An 18693-nucleotide genomic window follows, 5' to 3' on the forward strand; every position below is an offset into this window, starting at 1 on the left:
CTTCGCTTGCGTCGAAAGCACACTGTGCTTTCAACCTTAAGCAAGCTCAGCGCTCCGAATTGCCTTTTCGCGCTACGCTCTAAGCGAAAAGGCAGGTCGTCGCGCCCGCGCAATACCAAGTAAGGAAACCGCACTACGCTCTAAACGCGAAATCGTCGATTCGTCAGCAATAATAGCCGCTTGCATCTAGGCGAGCATCTGGGTTTAGCAGCATAGCTTTTTCTGCTTCATGCCCATCGTAGCGCGATCCATCTGGCATGCGCGTGCCGTCTTTAAGCAAACGGCGATTTTCCACAGGCTCAAACAGTTGCACATGACCCATCATGCCCTCTTGCAAAAGTCGATGACCCGCAGCCAAACGCGCATTTGCCTTTGCTCGCCACTCGTTAAGTGCATCCGCGCCAGCGCTAGCTGCCACAGCCGCCTCAAACGCACCAGGATGCACAAGCGCCACGAATCCGCTAACGTGCCCGAATCCAAGCGATGTAGCAAGAGCCGCTTTAACAGAGCCAATGTGAATCCTCTTTCGCAACCAAACCATGTGGTCGTCGCGCGCAAGCTTAGGATCCACGCAATCAAGCGAAGCGTTGATTGGAACCCAACCACTTCTAAACAGCTGAGTCAAGCCATTAATCTGGAACACACATGCGCCACCCTTTGCGTGGCCAGTAAGCGACTTTTGGCTAATCACAAATAGCGGATTTCCGCTTGTGCGCCCAATCGCGTGCGCAAGCGTATTGTGTAACTCAGACTCGTTCGGGTCGTTTGCGTTTGTAGACGTATCGTGCTTAGAAACAACAGCAATATCGTCTGGAGTAACACCAAGCGCCGCCAAATCGTGCACAAGCTTGGAATCGCGGCCGCCCAATCCTGCAGCGAGCGCGCCCAATCCTGGAGCTGGAATCGAAGTGTGAATTCCATCCGCGTACGAGTGAATAAATCCAACTACGCCAGCAACAGGCAAGCCAAGCTTAAGCGCAATATCTCCTCGCGTAATAAGAATCGTGCCGCCGCCTTGCGCTTCCAAGAATCCTCCGCGCCTGCGATCGTTAGCACGCGAGAAGAATCGCGGATTTATGCCCTTTTCGTACATTTCCTCGCTGTTTGCAGTAGCGTTCATATTGCCAAAGCCAACAACGGACTCAACGCCAATATCGTCAATCGCGCCTGTTACAACAAAGTCGGCTTTGCCAAGCGCAATCTTATCAACGCCTTCTTCTAGCGAAACTGCAGCAGTGGCGCATGCAGATACTGGCTGAATCATGTTTCCATAGCCGCCAATATACGTTTGCATTACGTGAGCTGCAACAACATTTGGCAACGCTTCTTGAAGCACGTCTGTAGGAATTTCGTGATTTAGGAATCTATCCAAATACAGCTTTCGCATAGACGTCATTCCGCCAAATCCTGTGCCTTGAGTCGATGCAACAAGAGATGGATGCACAGCTTGCAAAATTTCCGAAGGCGTAAATCCTGCGCAGATGTAGGCATCAACAGTAGAGACTATGTTCCAAAGCGCAATCGGATCTACGCTTCCAACCATCGAAGCTGGAATACCCCACTTTAATGGGTCGAAGCCCTTAGGCAATTGCCCACCAACAGTACGCGTCATGGCTGCTCGCCTTGGCACGCGAATCATGGATCCAGCTTTGCGCGTAACAATCCATTCGCCAGACTCTGGGTCGCTAGAAATCTCTGTGTGCTCTTCGTCTAGCGCAACATATTCGCGCGCAATTTGCTCTGTAGCAACGTTGAAAGATACATCGTGGTCGAGGAAGATCTCGGCTTCTTCTTCGTTCGCTCCATCCTTGTAGTCGCTGCCCATACCAGTCTCAAACGGCCTTATTCCCGAGCGAGCCACTACCTCATCGCGATACTTTTCTGCAATGTCTTCTTCTGGCACAAGCGTGCCTTCCGCATCGTACCATCCTGGCTTTGGCGAGTCTTGCCAAGTTAGCAAGCCCATGCTCCAAGCCAATTCCAAAACAGCGCCTGCACAAAGCGAAACCGTTCCGTCATCTTGGATTGACTGCTCGGCACTAAAGCGCGTACGACCAGAACCCCAAGGGCCAATCTCGCCAACAGAAACTATAACGATTTGGTCTTGCGGCTTTGCTGTTACGTTCTTCCAATCTTCCAAGTTCACGCTTGCTTGAGTTGGAATATTTGGAGACGGAAGAGCCTTATTTAGAGACTTGACTTCAGACTTGATTGAAGAATCGTTTGCAGCATTCTGATTAGCCTGCTTACGACTATTCTCTTGCAAAGCTTGAGCTTTAAGCTCGTTCAAGTCAAGAGGCTCCGAGCCTAATCCACCTGTTAAATCAACATCTAGAGGTGCCTTTGCAGCAAGCTCGCGCGCATCTTTAGTGCACAAGTCAAGCAAAAGATTTGCCATCTGGCTTGTTGTAAAGGTTTTTAAGCCACGGCTTTCAACAGCCTCCACAAGAGGATCATTGCCTCCCATTAAGCCAGTTCCACGCACCCAGCCAATCTTTGGATGAGCAAAAGTTACGCGATTCGACCACACTTTTTCTGCATGCGCGCGGTTAACAATGGCATCGAATGCGCTCTTGACTTCGCCATAAGCTCCGTCGCCGCCAAAAATACCGCGATTAGGCGATCCTGGCAACACAACGTGCATACAATGCTTTACATCTGTATCTGCTCCGATTTGCGCAAATCCTGCGATTGCGCGCTCAACACCCCAAAGCATAAGCCTGGATTGCGATTCAAAAAGCGCACCAGAATCCGCCAAAGTTCCACTAACTGGCGGAGCTGCAAATGGGAAGAACAGAGTTGGATTGTAAGCAGGCTTCAAAATGGTGGTTGTAGCGCCACTAACCTTCTTAGAAACTGTGCCAACCCACTTTACAAGAGCGTCAACATCTCGGTAACTAGACAAGTTTGCTGGAACAAGCCACAATTTAGCCGAAGCTGTTGCGTGAAGTCTGTAAGCTTCTTTAGCCCACTTTTTTACACTCGGCTTAAAGCTGTGAGAAGTGGCAATAACCGTAGCTCCGCCTTCTAGAAGACCAGTCACAACTCGTGCTGCAATCGAATTTGGCGCAACGCCTGTTACAACAGCAACGTCTCCTTCAAAGCAATTCGAGAAGATTTGCGAATCGTCTCCATAATGCTCATGATTACGCAACTTTGGCAAATCGCCAGTAGACTTTAGCGCATCTTTTGCGACTTGCTCAAAAATAGAAGACAATACGTTGCGATTATTATCATTGCGATTATTACCGTTGAATTTATTATCTTTGCACTTTTTAGCAAACCACTCAGCTTCGCGAGCGGTTGCGCTCCCTAATCCAACAAAGCTACCGTAGCGGTTCAAAATTTCGCTAACTTGCTTAAGATCTTCGGAATTATTCGCGCAAGAATCATACCCAGAATTGTAGTAGATACGCGCCAAATCTTCGCGAGCACTAGCCCAGCGGTCATCGAAAAGAATCGCCTTGCGCTCATCAAATCGAGGCTCCACCTGCTTTGGCCAATCCGCTCCAAGCTCAGCTTCTACAGCTGCAACAACAGCCGCATTTTCATCCGCTTCATCTTTTACTTGAGGAGCCTCAACACCAAGCTTTGCTAGCACAAACTTAGCAGTGGCAGCCAAAACGCCATCCGCGCCAACAACCTGTTGCGCAAAAGCGTCAAGCGCAGCAGAATCAACAACCGCGCCGCCTGCAGCGCCAGAGCCTGCAGAACCTGGCTGAGCAAGAGTAATTCCGTGCTGTTTAGCAACTTGATTAATCGCAGAATCAATCAACGCTTGAGCTGCAGAAGCGTTCTTTGCTGGCTCTGTAGAAAGCTGAGCCAAATCGCCTCCGCGAACGCTTGCGCCAGATCGCGTTTGCAAAACAAGAGCCGCCAAAACGTGCGCGCGCCAGCCTTCGCCAAGCTTATAGACTTCCGTAATTCGCTTATCTACTTGAGCAGGCTTTACGCCAGCTGCACCAAAAAGCGACCTCAAACTTTGCCTTACAATGTCGCTAAGAACGGCACCAAAAGCCTTGTAGCGAGGAGCTGCAGAGTTTACTAGCTTGCTAAGAGCACTCATTGGAGCTTCCGCAGCGCCGTCCACGCTAGGCACGCCAAGCTCGGAGCTTATGTCCATTAAAAGCTGGTTTCGCCTAGAAGATACACCGTTTGTTAACGTATCCGTTGTGTCGGCAGCGCCAATTTGGTCGGCGCGAATCTTTGCACTGTATGCAATCAGCATTTCAATAGCGTCCGACGCCTTAAATGCAATATCTGCAACAGAATCAGATGGCACATTTGGCACTGCATTTGATGCATTTTGCACAGAATTATTTGCATTATTATTTGCATTTATTTGAGTAGATGCAGCACTTGCCGTTGCGGTTGCTTGCGACTTTTGTGCGGCCTCCTGGGAAGAATCGCCAGCAGCCGCCACCTGCTCATTAGCCGCGCTCTCATCGTCTTCAAAAACTTCTGGCACAAGCGAATCTGTGTCTGTTTTATAAACACGACTCTCGTCTCGTCCAACGTTATAAACAGCAACACGCTGACTACTAAACTCTGGCAATGCAAGCGTTTTTGCGCCAAGATTTGCCAAAGTTGGAGCATTCGCTAAACCAACTTCAACGTATTCTTCTACGCCTAATCCGCCGCAAGAAGTGCTAGAGAACATAAGTGCTTGCGTTTCAATCCAGCGAACAGGGGAAGCAAACTGCCAAGAAAGAAGCTCCGCAAGAAGCAATCTGCCAAGCTTTTGATCGTCTGCAGCATAAGAATCCCAAGTTGCATCATCTTGCAAAGCCGCTTCAATACGCTCTGAAGGCACAACGTCTAGAATCTTTTGCGCAAATTCGCGCGTAAGCTCAAACGGGCACGCAACCAAGTTTGGAATGTAACGACCAACAAGCACCGAGTAGTCAATATGCTTTGGAAGAAGCGAATCGAGCTTATCGCGGAACTCTGGCACACCTTTTCTAAGCAGCTTGGAGTGGAATGGCACGTCAATTCCTGGAACCAAAATAAACGGCGGCTTTCCACCATATTCTTTAGCGCGCTTAGCGGAATCTTCGGCCAAAGCTTTAAGACCTTTTATTGTTCCTGCAATCGCATACTGCTGACCTGCCAAATTGTAGTTTACGATTTGCAAGAATTCGCCAGTTTGCTTAGAGATTCCTTCAACATACGCGTTTACGCCATCGTCTCCTACGCCAAACTGGTTTGGACGCAAAGCTCCCATTCTATAGTTGGATCGGCCTTGCGCATCTCGCTCAATCAAATGATGCATTGTAGATCCGCGGTGGAACACGAGTTCCAACACGGTTTCTAGCGGAATAATTTGAGCGAAAGAGCTTAGCGCATTGTATTCGCCAAGCGAGTGGCCAGCAAAGTAGGCAGGCCAAATATCGCATCCAGCTTCACGCAAGCGAGCAGTTTGTGCAAAAGCAACAGTAGCGAGCGCAACTTGCGTAAATTGCGTTAAGTTAAGCAAGCCTTCTGGGTGACGATACGTTACGCCATTTGCTGTTAGTTCCTTAGGATTATCTCGAACAACAGCAAGAATTGAGAATCCGAGCTTTTCGCGAGTAAGCTTATCGGCGCGCTGCCAAGTTTCGCGCACAGCTGGCGATTTTGCGCGCTCATCTAGCGACATACCTTGCTTTTGAATACCCTGACCTGGGTATACAAAGGCTGCGCGCGGCGAGCCTGTAAGAGCGCTGGCCTTAGACACAACTTGCCCATTTACGCGGCATGTTACTTCTAGCGCAAGTCCTGCGCGTCGAACTTTTCCTACGCGCTCAACAGTTATCTCAACCTTATCGTTAAGCTGCACCATGCCGTACATGTTGTACGTCCAGCCAATCAACTCGTAGCGCGCGCCTTTTTCGTCCAAGGCTTGCGCAACGTGCTGAGCTGCCGCCGAAAGCCACATTCCGTGCACAAGCGGCGCTTTAAGCCCAGATATTGCAGCGCCTCTGTAAGAAGTGTGAATTGGGTTAAAATCGCCAGAAGTGCGCGCAAACGCCGTCATGTCTTTAGGCGCACTCAAAACAACTCTTCTAAGCATTCTTCTAGGAGTTGCATCTACATTATATTCGTGCAAATCCGCGGCAGCTCCGTATTGCGCAGCAGGCTTTGGCAGCGCCGCACTGTAGCTGCGACCGCGAATCGCAAATCGCTCTGTTTCGTGAGCTAGATGCGTTCCGTCTTGCGCATTGTGAATTATGTGTATTGTCACCACTCGCCCAGAAGCTGATTCGGCGTAATCTTCTGCCCAACCAGTGAGGTTTATGCGTGTTCCAACATATTTTTGCAGGTCGTCTGTAGATACATCTAGTTCTATTAGGTGGTCTAAATGAACCGCGTTAAGCAAGCCTTCGATTACTGGGTACCCGTCTACCATTACGGATCCCAAAGCAGAATAAATTGTTGGCCAAGCAGGACCAACTAGCGCGTCTGGAACAATTCTAGACGGCTGTAATCCGCCCGAAAGTCGCCCAGCTGTAGCAGATTCGTGATCGATTCCAAGATTTCTAGAAAGCGTGTACGAAGACTTTACTACGCCGAATGGCGCTTCTTGCGATTTGCTGCTTTCATCTACTTTAGGCATTTCGCTTAAAGCATCTCCCGTAATCGCAACGTTTCCAATGCCTGCTGTAGCTGCAAGCATCTTATAAACGTGCTCTGGCAAGCGATCTCTATCTACTACTGGCACGCCTCCTGCGCGATTCGCATCTACAATAAGCGGAATCACAATGCTTCGCACAGCATGATTCTTATTGCTATTATCAGCCTTACTTGAATCGTTATCACTTGAATCATTAGCACTTGAATCATTGCCGCTTAAATCATCCCAGAATGTGTCTAATTTAATATCTAAATCAAGCTTAATTACGCTATCTTCTTCACTAACAACGCTTATAACGTAGTTTTCGCTATTATTTTGCGTTTTATAAGCAGGGTTAGAAGTTAGGTGACCAATCCAAGATATATTCGGGCATGCGCGCACGTATTCTTCAACATTTTTTGCGCACGCGATTTGACTAAACGCGCTTTGACTAAACGCGCTTTGCGCAAGAGAAACTCTAGAATCGCCAGCAGCCGAACGCCTTATAACCGCATCTTCAAATCTTCCCAAAATATCTGCGATTGGCTCGTCCATTGTTGTTATTCCAGCAACAGAAATCGGCCCTGGAATTACGCGAACAGCATCTGCCGAATATCGCGAATCTTCCGACTGCCAAAGCTGATCTTGGCCCCACCAGCGAAGCAAATCGTTGTCGATTACTGGCACAAACGGCATTGGCTTAGGGTATTCGCGCACCAAAGTTGGGAACCATGCGGCATCCATTGGAATAACGTTTGTTTGCGCTGCATCTGGGAACTTTTCAATAAGATTGTTCAAAGCTTCTTGAGGATTTTCAAAAATGATTTTAGAAGAAGGCAAGCTTGACTCAAATTCGCCAGAATCTTGCAACGCAAAACGCGCTTCGATTCTTTTAAGCAAATGAGCATATCGATCCGCATACGTGGAATCTGCCCATGGGTAGCACAAGTCTAGGAATCGTTGTGCAAATTGCTGGTATGTCATGCTTTCAACATTGCCAAAATACGGCTTTGCTGTTGTGTTAAGAGCCGCAATAACCTCGTCTTTGCGTAATTCAAGCTCTTCTGGATGCTTCATCATGTGAACAAGAAGCCTTCCACAACGCGCAGATGCATTTTCAATCTCGTAAATATCTGCGTGCAAATGACTTAATCCGCTTGTTACTCCGCCAACAACCTTTCCAGACGGCACCCAGCGCTCGCCAATCGGAGCAAACGGATCGTCACTTGCACCAAGACCTTCCACGCATGCATCATTTGCTTCTGTAATTCCAGGCGTCTCCACCAACATGCGCTTAACTTGCGGACTTGTGTGCGCTTCCTTTGCTGTCATTGCTGCTGTGCCAATCATTACGGCGTCTACAGGCATATTTGGCAAGTCGTACTTATTGGACCATTCGCCGCTAATGTAGTCGGCAGCTCGCGAAGGAGTGCCGATTCCACCACCTGCTACAAGCACCAAATTATTGCATTCGCGCACTTGAGCATAAGTGCTAATAAGCAAATCATCTAGCGACTCCCAAGAGTGGTGTCCACCTGCAGATCCGCCTTCTACTTGCGCAATAATCGTTGCTGGCTTAACAGCTTTTGCAATGCGAATAACTTGACGAATCTGCTCTACTGTTCCTGGCTTAAAAGCAACATACGGGAATCCGTCTTCTTGAAGAGTTTTAACAAGTTCCTTCGCTTCGTCTAACTCTGGGATTCCTGCAGATATTACAACGCCGTCGATTGGCGCTCCCGAAGCGCGCTTTTTTGGAACTATGCGCTTGGCTCCAAATTGCAAATTCCACAAATAGCGGTCCATAAACATTGCGTTGAATTCTACAGTTGCTCCCTCTTTTAGCTGATTTTGGAGCATTTCCACGTGCTTGTTAAACACTTCTTCTGTTACTTGGCCACCGCCTGCAAGCTCCGCCCAGTATCCCGCGTTTGCAGCAGCCGCAACGATTTGCGGGTCTACGGTTGTTGGAGTCATGCCTGCAAGAAGAACAGGAGCCTTGCCCGTTAGCTTGCTAAACTTTGTAACTACTTTGCGCCCTAATGGCGTTTCTACTACGCGTGGTGCAAAATCCGCCCAGCATCCCGTGCGCAAAGAATTTGCGGAAGAAGCCTCCAGTGTAGACGCATTAGCGCGAGACGCCATTGTTCCAGCTTCTACAATTCCAGCGCCACTTCCCTGAACCAGCACGCTTGTAAGCTTTCCAAGCACCTCTCCAGGACCCATGTCGATTACCCACAAATCTTTAGCAGATTCGCCCAGATTTGCCAAAGTTTTTTTGATTTGACTTGCCCAATCAACTTGCTCTACTAAAACTTGATTTGCAAGACTTCTAGTAAGATCGGCATTTAATCCAGCTTCTTTTGCCCATTTTTCAGCGTTATCTACCGCTTTGCTCATCATTGGCGAATGGAATGGCACTGTAACATCTAAATACTCTGCGATTGGCGCAAAAACCGATCCGCCGCGCATCTTCATATCTCGTAATTTTTTAGAATGAGCCGCTTCTTTTTGCGCTTCGCTTAAAACGGCCTCCATGTCTTGCGGATAGCCCGATAACACCATGTGATTTCGCGAATTTTTAACTGCTATCGAAACTTCAGCACGCTTACGATCCACGCGAGAAATCAAAACTTCTGCCTGTTTTTGAGTTACGCCTTTTAAGGAAAGCATTGGAGTAGCATTGCCGTTTGCGCTTATTTCCAAAAGCCGCGCTTCGCGATCTGCAGCCGCTCCGATTATGTATGCAATCGCCAAAAGTTCCGCGATTTTGCTTTGCGCTGCCTGCCAAGAGCCAGCCTCTAATCGCGCTTCTACCATTTTTGCAGCAATCACGCCTTGAGAATGCCCAAGACTTGCGATTGGCTTGCAAACTTCAAAATTGTACCCAAGATTTGTAAAATCGCTAACAGATGCAAGCTGCGCCAATGCGATTCCTGGAACGCTTATTTGCGCGTCTTGCGTGCGATCATTTGTGGATTCTAAAGCGTCGAATACGTTTATGTCTTTTCCTGCGTTTGCTAAAAGTTGCGCATATATATTGTTCAAAAGATTTTTTGCGCTGTTATTGTAATCGCGTAGTTGCGCGCTTAAATCTTCGTCTTTTTGCGCTTCTTTTAACGCTTGAACCCATGGCGTGGATTGCCCTGCAAAAGCTAAAATATGTGGATTTTGTGCAAGCTCATCAAATAAGTATTTTGTCATTTTATTTTCCTTTGTTTGTGGGTTTACGTTTTATTTTTAAGATTTGTGTTTTGTGTTTTGATTTATTTGTGACTTTGATTATTTGAACTTGTTGCTAGTCGCGTCCGCGGCTGCTTGCGACTTTTGCGCGGCTGCCAAATCACCCTAAAATCACCCTAAAATCACATTGGCTGGTTTCCATGATGCTTCCCCGTTCTCGAAACACGTTTTTTACTTCTTAAAATCTTCAAAGAATTAGCAATAACATCTCTTGTTTGCTCCGGATCTATCATTGCGTCAATCTGGCCAGTTTCCAGCGAAAGATTTGCGTTTACAGTGGTATTTTCGTAATCTTCAACAAGCTTTTTTCTTAAAGCGTCAACATCTTGACCGCGCTCTTTTGCTTTTTGCAAATCCTTGCGATGAATAATGTTCACAGCTCCTTGAGCACCCAAAACCGCTATTTGACTTGTAGGCCAAGCGTAGTTAAAGTCTGCTCCCATCGACTTTGAGCCCATTACAATGTATGCTCCACCAAAAGCCTTGCGCAAAATCACAGTAACAAGCGGAACTTGCGCGTTTGCATACGCGTAAATCACCTTTGCGCCTCTGCGAATAATTCCAGCGTGCTCCTGGTCCGACCCTGGCTTGTATCCAGGAGTGTCTACAAGAGTTACAACAGGAAGATTAAACGCGTCGCACAATCGCACAAATCGCGCTACTTTTTCGGAAGAATTAACGTCTAAAATTCCAGCATTTACTTTAGGCTGATTTGCAACTATTCCAACAGGATGCCCGTCTATGCAAGCAAAACCAACAACCGCGGATGCAGCATAAAGCTCCTGAACTTGCACAAATTCGCCATAATCTACGATTGCGCGAATAACGTCTAAAACGTCGTACGGCTGGCGATCGTTGCTCGGAACAATAGTCGCAAGCTGCTTAGCGGTTTCTCTATCTGCGCGAGTGGCAGCGTATGCGAATGTTGGCGGATTTTGATTGCAATTTTGCGGCAAATAAGCGAGGACTGTGCGCGCGTAGTCAATAGCATCCGCCTCGTCTTCGCCCAAGTAGTGAGCAACACCCGAAGTGGAGTTATGCACATATCCACCGCCTAAATCGTCCATGCTAATCGATTCACCAGTAGCCGCCTTAACAACATCTGGACCAGTTACAAACATGTTGGAATGCTCGCGAGTCATGATTATAAAATCCGTAAGAGCAGGGCAATAAACTGCACCACCAGCACAAGGTCCTAAAATCAAGGAAATTTGCGGAATTAAACCGCTTGCTTCACAAGTTTTTTTGAAGATTCTGCCATATTGCGTAAGCGCGTTAACGCCTTCTTGAATGCGAGCGCCGCCCGAGTCGATTAGCGCAACAACAGGAACCGCAAGCTGCAACGCCATGTCTAGAAGATGGCAAATTTTCTGGCCTTCCGCGCTGCCAAGCGTGCCGCCGCGAACGGAAAAATCCTGCGCATACACGGCCACTTTTTTGCCGTACACTTCGCCAAAGCCAGTGATTACAGCGCATCCTGCAACATCGTTATTTATGTCTCCGCCATTAAAGCGGCCGATTTCTTCAAACGTGCCCGTGTCAAAAAGCAAATCCAAGCGCTCTCTTGCCGTGGATTTTCCCTTTGCATGCTGGCGCTCTAAAGCATTCTGCTCGGCGTCTCTAGCAAGACGAGCCGCGTGTTCTACGGCTGCCTTTCCGCGCTGAGGCTGCGTAGGCTGCGTGTCTTGCGCATTTTGCGCATCTTTATTAACTTGTGCAGCGATTTTATTAACATCTTCTGCAACTTGCGTATCATCTTTAGTAAGCGCACTCATTTTGCACTACCGCCTTTAGTTACGTCAATTGTTACAAGCTTTTCGCCTGCTTCTACACCATCTCCAGGCCCCACAAAAATGCCAGTAACTACGCCTGCTGCAGGTGCGTAAACGTAGTTTTCCATTTTCATGGATTCAAGAACAGCAAGTAAATCGCCTTTGGCTACGCTCTGACCTTCCGCAACGTTTACACGCGTAATCACAGCTTGCATTGGAGCCGAAATCACGCCAGGAGCGTCCTTCGGTGTTTCCGACTTGTGAGTATCTCCCCTTAATCCTCGACCTCTAAGCGGCTGCGATGCGCGAACCGTGCTTCTAACTCGTGCAGAACCAGTAAGATTGTCTACAATGTCTTGCGGAATCGTAAGTTTTACGCGCTTATTGTCTACTTCTATTACAAAAGACTCCATTTTAGTCGGCTTATTTTGCGCGTCTTCACTAGCCTTATTGGAATCCAAAGAAGCAGGCTGTCCGCCATTTGCCGCTGCAGCAGTGCGGTTCAAATACTTGCGTTCAAGCCATTTTGTAGAAATATCAAAATCGTGATCTTGCGCTGTAAAATCAGGGTCGTTAAAAATTTGCTCAAAAAGCTTTGCAGGAGTAGGCACGCCCTCAATGCAAAGCTCCTTAAGCGCGCGCCTTACGCGAGCAATTGCCGCATCACGATTTTGCGCCGTAACAATAAGCTTGCCCATCATGGAGTCGAATTTTGGAGACACGCTATCTCCAACTTCTACGCCAGAATCCACGCGAATTCCAGGGCCCGATGGCCATTCTATTTTTGTTAGCGTGCCTGCACTAGGCGTAAGATTCGTTGCTGGATCTTCCGAAGTGATTCTAAGTTCAAAACTGTGTCCTCGCGAAGGGTGATTTTGCGTAAGCTCGCCGCCGTCGGCAATCGTAAGCTGTTCGCGCACAAGATCTAGTCCGCTAACTTCCTCACTAACTGTGTGCTCCACTTGCAATCGTGGGTTCACTTCCAAGAAGTAAACTTTGTGTTGAGATGTCACCATATATTCGCACGTGCCCAAACCAACGTAGTCAACAGCTTCAAATAGGTTACGAGAATATCGGTGAAGCTGCGCGTTCTCGTCATCGGTAAGGAATGGCGCTGGTGCTTCCTCAACCAACTTTTGGTTTCGGCGCTGCACCGAGCAGTCGCGCGTGGAATATATGGTGAAGTTTCCATGCGAATCGCGACCAACTTGTGTTTCCACGTGGCGAGCCTTGTCTATAAAACGCTCAATAAAGTACTCGTCAAGGTCGCCGCCTTGCAAAGCGTCGTGGTTCATGTAGAATCCGCGAAGCTCATCATCGTTTTGCACAACGGTTATTCCGCGGCCGCCGCCGCCATCCGTGCGCTTCATCATAACTGGGTAGCCGTGTGTTTGCGCAAAAGTCAGCAATTCTCGAATGTCTTTTACTGGCTCCGAGATTCCTGGAACGGGCGGCACTTTAGCGCGAGTTGCAACGCGCCGCGCGGTTATTTTATCCCCCAAATCAATAAGCGCTTCTGGCTTCGGACCAATCCACACAGAGCCAGCATCAATCACCTTTTGCGCAAAACTCGCTACTTCCGATAAAAATCCGTAGCCAGGGTGTACAGCATCCGCGCCGCTTTTATGCAAAATGTCTATAATCGCGTCTTCGTTTAAATAGGTGTCTCTGTACGTGTCTCCAGAAAGCGCGTACGCTTCGCTTGCCATCTCAACATACTGCGCTTGGCGGTCGGATGCCGCATAAATAGCAACAGTCGGGATTCCCATTTCTTGAGCAGTGCGAATCACTCTAAGCGCGATTTCGCCGCGATTTGCCACAAGTATTTTTTTGATATTCGTAACCATACGTTACAAGTTATAGGAAATTTGGCTTATAGTATCCGTGAATTTGAACAAAACATTATGCGATTTTTTGTAAACTTCTCCAACGCGCGGCTGGTGATTTTTGTCTAATCTTTGATTCAGCAACGAAAAACAATACGAAAGAAGGATATCGTGGCTAATTTTGAATCAAACTCTGGCGCAAACTCTAATGCAGTTGCATCTAAGGTCTTTGACGTTAATCGTTTAGCTGTTCCATTTGCTAAGGCATTTTTGTTTACTGTTCTTATTAGTGCTGCCACTATGGCTGGCGCATTGCCAATTCCTGGAACTCCTGTTCCTGTAACTTTGCAAACTTTGGTTTTGGCTTTGGCAGGTCTTACTTTGACTTGGCGCCAGGCCGTTAGCTCTGTGCTTATGTACCTTGCGATTGGTGCTGCTGGAATGCCAGTGTTTGCAGGCGGAAAGAGTGGCGTTGTGGCTTTTGCAGGTCCTAGCGTTGGATTCCTTGTTGGATTCGTATTCGGCGTGGCTGCGATTGCGCTTGTAAAGTCTGCTCTCGAAGGTGTTGTTAATGCTGCTATGCCAGAGGATTCTGTTGCTAAGAAATTTGCACGATTTGGCGCATATTTTGCAGCATCTGTTGTTGGTTCTCTTGTGATTTACGCATTTGGATTTGTAGGCCAATCGCTTATGATGCACTTGCCTGTTTGGGCAATCGCCGTGGCTTCTACTGGCTTTATTGTGGGCGATATTATTAAAGCTGCAATCGCTAGCGCAGTTTGCGCAGGATTGTATGGCGCGTTTAAGCGCAACACCAATGCGTGATGCGTGATGCGTGATTAATCTCAAGCGTAACGCGCTAACTATTCTAAGGCCGCAGTGACGAGACTGCGGTCTTTTTTGTATCAAAAGCAAGATCACTTTGACTCATTTTCGCGCTCCGACCTGCCTTTTCGCTTAGAGCGTAGCGCGGTTCCCTTACTTGGTATTGCGCGAGGTTTGAGTATTTCTCTCCTCGCAGGCGCGCCAACCTGCCGGAGTGCTTAAAGCGTAGCGCGCGAAGGCAATTTGGCGCGCTGAGCAGCTCAAGGCAGAAGCACTGCTTCTGCGCTGCGAAGCGCTTTGACTGAGCTTGAAATTGCATAACGCATTTCAAGCTCCTTCAAAGCGTGATTTGGCTCAAACATAAAGTCCGGTGGACGTTATGTGCCAAATCAGCCGAACGACTACTAATAGCCGTGAGGAATAGCGCGCTTAGACCGCGCTAACGATACACCTCTTTCGCGGCGAAAAATCTCGAATCTCTACCTAGCTTAGTGAAATCTGCGTAATCATGTAGTGCGTTTGTACCTAATTTACGGCGTGTCGCCATACAATCGCACTACAAAACACACAAAACTGTAGTGCGATTGTATCAAACACTAACCGCATGAACATCGCCCGTGTGCACAATCGCAGATTCTCCCGAGTCTTTAAGAATCAAAAGCGAAGCATCGTCAGTAATGCTCTGCGCAACGCCTTCTACGCATTCACTGTTATTTAGTTCACTATTAACTTCTGGCGCATACACGCTAACTTTGCGCCCAAGAGTCCAGCAAACTGCGCTAACTTCCTTACGCAAGCACAATGCGTTTTGCGCAGGATTTTGCACAAAACTCGCGAGTCTATTGTTTAAGTTTTTCGCTAAACGCTTAGCAATAATATCCCTTAACTCCATAGCGTCTGGAAGATTCGCGTAATGCATTTGTAAAGATGTTGCTTTTTCGATTGGAAGATTGCTTTTAGACACATTAAGATTAAGGCCGATTCCAAAAATCACGCCAATATTTTGTTGCGAAGATTCATGATTTGCAACACAGCTATGATTTGCAATAGCTGCGATTTCGGTTAGAATTCCGCCTTCTTTGCAATCGTCAATAAAAATGTCATTTGGCCACTTGATTTTTATTTCTTGACCAAAATCGCAAATTTTACTTTCAACTTCGCCGATTTCGCTAATTTCGCCAACTTCGCTGGCTTCTGCGATTTTGTGCGCACCAACATCTTTAAGCGCGCCAATCAACGCGTCTCTTGCGCAAAGTCCTGCAATCATAGGCAGCCAACCGTTGTATTTTGAATCCATAACAACGCTTTTTGGCAAAACAGCACCATAAGACGCTAGAAAGCTTTGCCCCGATTCACTAACCCACTTGCGACCAAGACGACCTCTGCCAGCGCTTTGATTGTTTGCAATAATCGCACAAACAAGCGGATTCAAGATTGAAGAGCTTTCAAAATCGCAATCAATAAGCTCTTTTCGCGCAATATTTTGCGTAGAATCAACCGAGTCTAAAAAGATAAAATTCATCGAGAATTAAATCCCTTAAAATCTATTAAAATCGCCTAAACAGACTAAACCTATTAAACAACAGCTATCAAAGAAATAGCTATCAAACAATAGGCTCTACCTGGTCAAAGCCAAGCTCCACAGGAGTCTCTCTGCCAAAGATAGAAACAAGAACCGTAAGCTTTTGCGTTGTAGGATCTACGTCCGAAACAACGGCAGCCATAGTTGCAAATGGGCCGTCGGTAACTGTAACTTGATCTCCAACCTTGTAAGCAACCTCAACAGTACGCTTACGAGCTGCTGCTGGCTTATCTCCAGCCTTCTTCAACGCCTCAGACGCAATCATAGGAGCCATCATATCAATAACTTCCTTGCGGCTAAGAGGCGCTGGCTCCTTAGACGGGCCAACAAAACCAGTAACACCTTCGGTCTCGCGCACAATGCGGCGAGCATTCTCGTCTGGCCACATGCGAATAAGCACATATCCTGGAACGCGCACGCGCGTAATAACCTTCTTGCCCTTGTCTGTGTGCTTTTCAACCTCTTCCATTGGCACTTCAATCTGGAAAATCTTGTCTTCCAAACCAAAGCTTTGAACGCGAGATTCAACGTTAGTTTTAACGCGCTTCTCGTAGCCAGAGTAGGTGTGAAGAACGTACCACTTGCCTTCAAGAGTTCGCAAAGTCTTGGAAAACTCGGCGACTGCGGCGGCGCCAGCGTCTGTAGGATTTACGTCTGCAGAATCGGCAGAATCAGCAGAATCGGCAGAATCAGCAGAATTGTCGGCAGAATCAGCGCTATTTTCCACTGGAGAATCGCCAGCAACCGTAGATTCAGCCTGCTCAGGCGCATCTGCAACAGAAGCTGCATCTAAATCAGCAAAATTCTCTACAGACTCAACATTTTCGAGATTCAACTCGTCAGTCATATTTGCACACCCTCAAAATTCGTTTAAATCAGCCAAACAGCCACATAACGGACTTGCCTAAACCGAAGTCCATAACAGTGACAAAAACCATCAAGAAAATAACAAAAATAAACACGGAAGCAGACCAAGCAAACAACTCTTTTCCGTGTGGAGCTACGACTTTGCGCGTTTCGTCAATAGTTTGCTTAATGAACATGCCAATACGCATGAACAAATTTGGCTTCTTCTCTTTTGCCTTGGCCATGCTTGAATCCTTCGTTTGAAAATTGTTAACAATAAAACTGGCAGGGACGGCGGGACTCGAACCCACAACCTACGGTTTTGGAGACCGTTGCGCTACCAATTGCGCCACATCCCTAGGTGAACTTGCTAATCATACCTTAAAAAGATTGACTTGGCAAAACCGCCGAATATTCATGATAGCGGAAGGGCAAGATTTAAGGGGTTTTATTATGATTAGCGAGTGTCGCTAAATGCGCGGAAGCTTCCGACTTTAAAGCGCGCTGCCGCTTTCAATCCACTGCTTCATGCGCCTCATGCCCTCAGCAAGCTGACTATCCGCCAAAGCGCACGAGAATCGCAAGTAACCAGGCGCGCCAAAAGCCTCGCCAGGAACAGCAGCAACATGCGCTTCGTCAAGAAGCATTTGTGCGAACACAGACGATGTGCCTGGAATCTTAGAATCCTTGCCAAGTGGGCGCTCAAGCAGCGCCTCAACGTTTGCAAACGCGTAGAAAGCTCCGTGCGAAAGAGGGCAAGTTACGCCTTCCATGCTGTTCAGCGCTTGCACAATCGCCTTGCGACGAGCGTCGAAGGAATCACGCATTTTTGCAACTTCATCTAATGGCCCGCCAACTGCTGCAAGAGCTGCGCGCTGCGAAATATTAGAAACGTTAGACGTCATGTGGCTTTGAAGCTTAACCGCGGCTTTTGCGACCTCAAGTGGCGCAACCATCCATCCAACACGCCAACCTGGCATTGCGTACGTTTTTGCAACGCCATTCAAAACAAGAAGCTGATCGCGCACTTCTGGCACTTCCACGCCAATGTACGAAGTTTTTACGCCATCGTAATGCAAATGCTCGTAGATTTCGTCGGAAAGCACCCAAATGTGGTGTTTTACAGCCCATTCGCCAATCGCGCGAATCGTTTGCGCGCTCCAAATAGCGCCTGTTGGATTAGAAGGCGAAGTTACAATAATCGCACGCGTGCGCGGTGTGCGAGCCGCCTCAATCGCATCAATATCTGGCTCAAAACCGCGATCCGCGCCAGACATAACCGCCACTGGCACGCCGCCTGCAAGTTTTACCGCCTCTGGGTAGCTTGTCCAATATGGCGCTGGGATTATAACTTCGTCGCCATCGTTTAGCAAAATCTGGCATGCTTCGTAAACAGCCTGTTTGCCGCCATTCGTTACAACAACTTGATTTGGAGAAACATCGTAGCCAGAATCGCGCTTAACTTTGCGCGCAATCGCCTCGCGCAGCTCTGGAAGGCCAGCCGTAGCCGTGTACTTGTAGTTTTTTGGGTCTTTGCATGCGGCTGCTGCGGCTTCCACAATGTAGAGCGGCGTTGGAAAATCAGGTTCACCTGCGCCGAAGCTAATAACGTCGATTCCTGCGGCTTTCATCGCTTTTGCTTTGCCATCTACAGCAAGCGTTGCACTCGGTGCCACTTTGTTAATGCGATTGCTCATAGAGCACCATTGGGAGTTTGATGTATTTGCTGCGATTTGCGATGAGCCTTCTGCGATTTGCGATGCATTTGCTGCCATATTTGCTGCGATATTTTCTGCCATACTCTACAGTTTAGCCATTACACGTTATTTCCCGCGTTTGCGCATAAATTGGGTAGAGATTCGAGATTTTTTGCGGCGAATCGACGACTTCGAGCTGCATAATGCGCGAGAAGTCACCTCGATTCGCTGAGCCGCTTAAAGCAGAAGCACTGCTTCTGCGCGGCGAAGACGTGAGCGCGGCTAATCCGCGCGAGCGATAAATCTCATT

Annotated in this window: 8 protein-coding genes and 1 tRNA gene; 1 reads left to right on the forward strand and 8 read right to left on the reverse strand. The window is 47.9% G+C overall.

Features of this window, described 5'->3' with window-relative positions; all coding sequences use genetic code 11:
- Positions 1 to 163 precede the first annotated feature (163 nt).
- The 3 genes from HXT30_RS04655 to HXT30_RS04665 all read right to left on the reverse strand — a co-directional run bounded on the left by HXT30_RS04655 (position 164) and on the right by HXT30_RS04665 (position 13454).
- On the reverse strand, positions 164 to 9796 hold the full coding sequence (locus HXT30_RS04655; RefSeq protein WP_422111409.1) for a fatty acid synthase subunit beta domain-containing protein: 9633 nt from the start codon (positions 9794 to 9796) through the stop codon (positions 164 to 166).
- Between the two features lie 161 nt (positions 9797 to 9957).
- Positions 9958 to 11610 (reverse strand): acyl-CoA carboxylase subunit beta, encoded by a 1653-nt coding sequence (locus tag HXT30_RS04660; protein ID WP_422111410.1) that lies wholly within the window; start codon positions 11608 to 11610, stop codon positions 9958 to 9960.
- A complete protein-coding gene (locus HXT30_RS04665; RefSeq protein WP_422111411.1) occupies positions 11607 to 13454 on the reverse strand; it encodes a biotin carboxylase N-terminal domain-containing protein in 1848 nt (615 codons plus the stop codon). The genes HXT30_RS04660 and HXT30_RS04665 overlap by 4 nt, the downstream gene beginning before the upstream one ends.
- A gap of 150 nt (positions 13455 to 13604) precedes the next feature.
- On the opposite strand from HXT30_RS04665, the gene HXT30_RS04670 reads away from it, so the two are divergent.
- The gene (locus HXT30_RS04670; protein ID WP_422111412.1) at positions 13605 to 14258 is read left to right on the forward strand and encodes a biotin transporter BioY; all 654 of its coding nucleotides are present in this window, start codon (positions 13605 to 13607) and stop codon (positions 14256 to 14258) included.
- Positions 14259 to 14847: 589 nt separating this feature from the next.
- Here HXT30_RS04670 and HXT30_RS04675 read toward each other — a convergent pair.
- From HXT30_RS04675 to HXT30_RS04695, 5 genes are all read right to left on the reverse strand, one after another.
- Entirely contained in the window at positions 14848 to 15780 is a 933-nt protein-coding gene (locus tag HXT30_RS04675) for a biotin--[acetyl-CoA-carboxylase] ligase (RefSeq protein WP_422111413.1), read from the reverse strand.
- Between the two features lie 82 nt (positions 15781 to 15862).
- Positions 15863 to 16687: a transcription termination/antitermination protein NusG gene (gene nusG / locus HXT30_RS04680; protein ID WP_422111414.1), complete on the reverse strand. Its 825-nt coding sequence runs from the start codon at positions 16685 to 16687 to the stop codon at positions 15863 to 15865.
- Positions 16688 to 16715: 28 nt separating this feature from the next.
- Positions 16716 to 16931 (reverse strand): preprotein translocase subunit SecE, encoded by a 216-nt coding sequence (secE, locus tag HXT30_RS04685; protein ID WP_004111941.1) that lies wholly within the window; start codon positions 16929 to 16931, stop codon positions 16716 to 16718.
- A gap of 38 nt (positions 16932 to 16969) precedes the next feature.
- Positions 16970 to 17045, reverse strand: a tRNA-Trp gene (locus HXT30_RS04690).
- A gap of 135 nt (positions 17046 to 17180) precedes the next feature.
- The gene (locus HXT30_RS04695) at positions 17181 to 18485 is read right to left on the reverse strand and encodes a pyridoxal phosphate-dependent aminotransferase (RefSeq protein ID WP_422111415.1); all 1305 of its coding nucleotides are present in this window, start codon (positions 18483 to 18485) and stop codon (positions 17181 to 17183) included.
- Positions 18486 to 18693 lie beyond the last annotated feature (208 nt).

The sequence above is a fragment of the Gardnerella sp. DNF00571G genome (assembly GCF_049262695.1).
GTDB classification, from domain to species: domain Bacteria; phylum Actinomycetota; class Actinomycetes; order Actinomycetales; family Bifidobacteriaceae; genus Bifidobacterium; species Bifidobacterium piotii.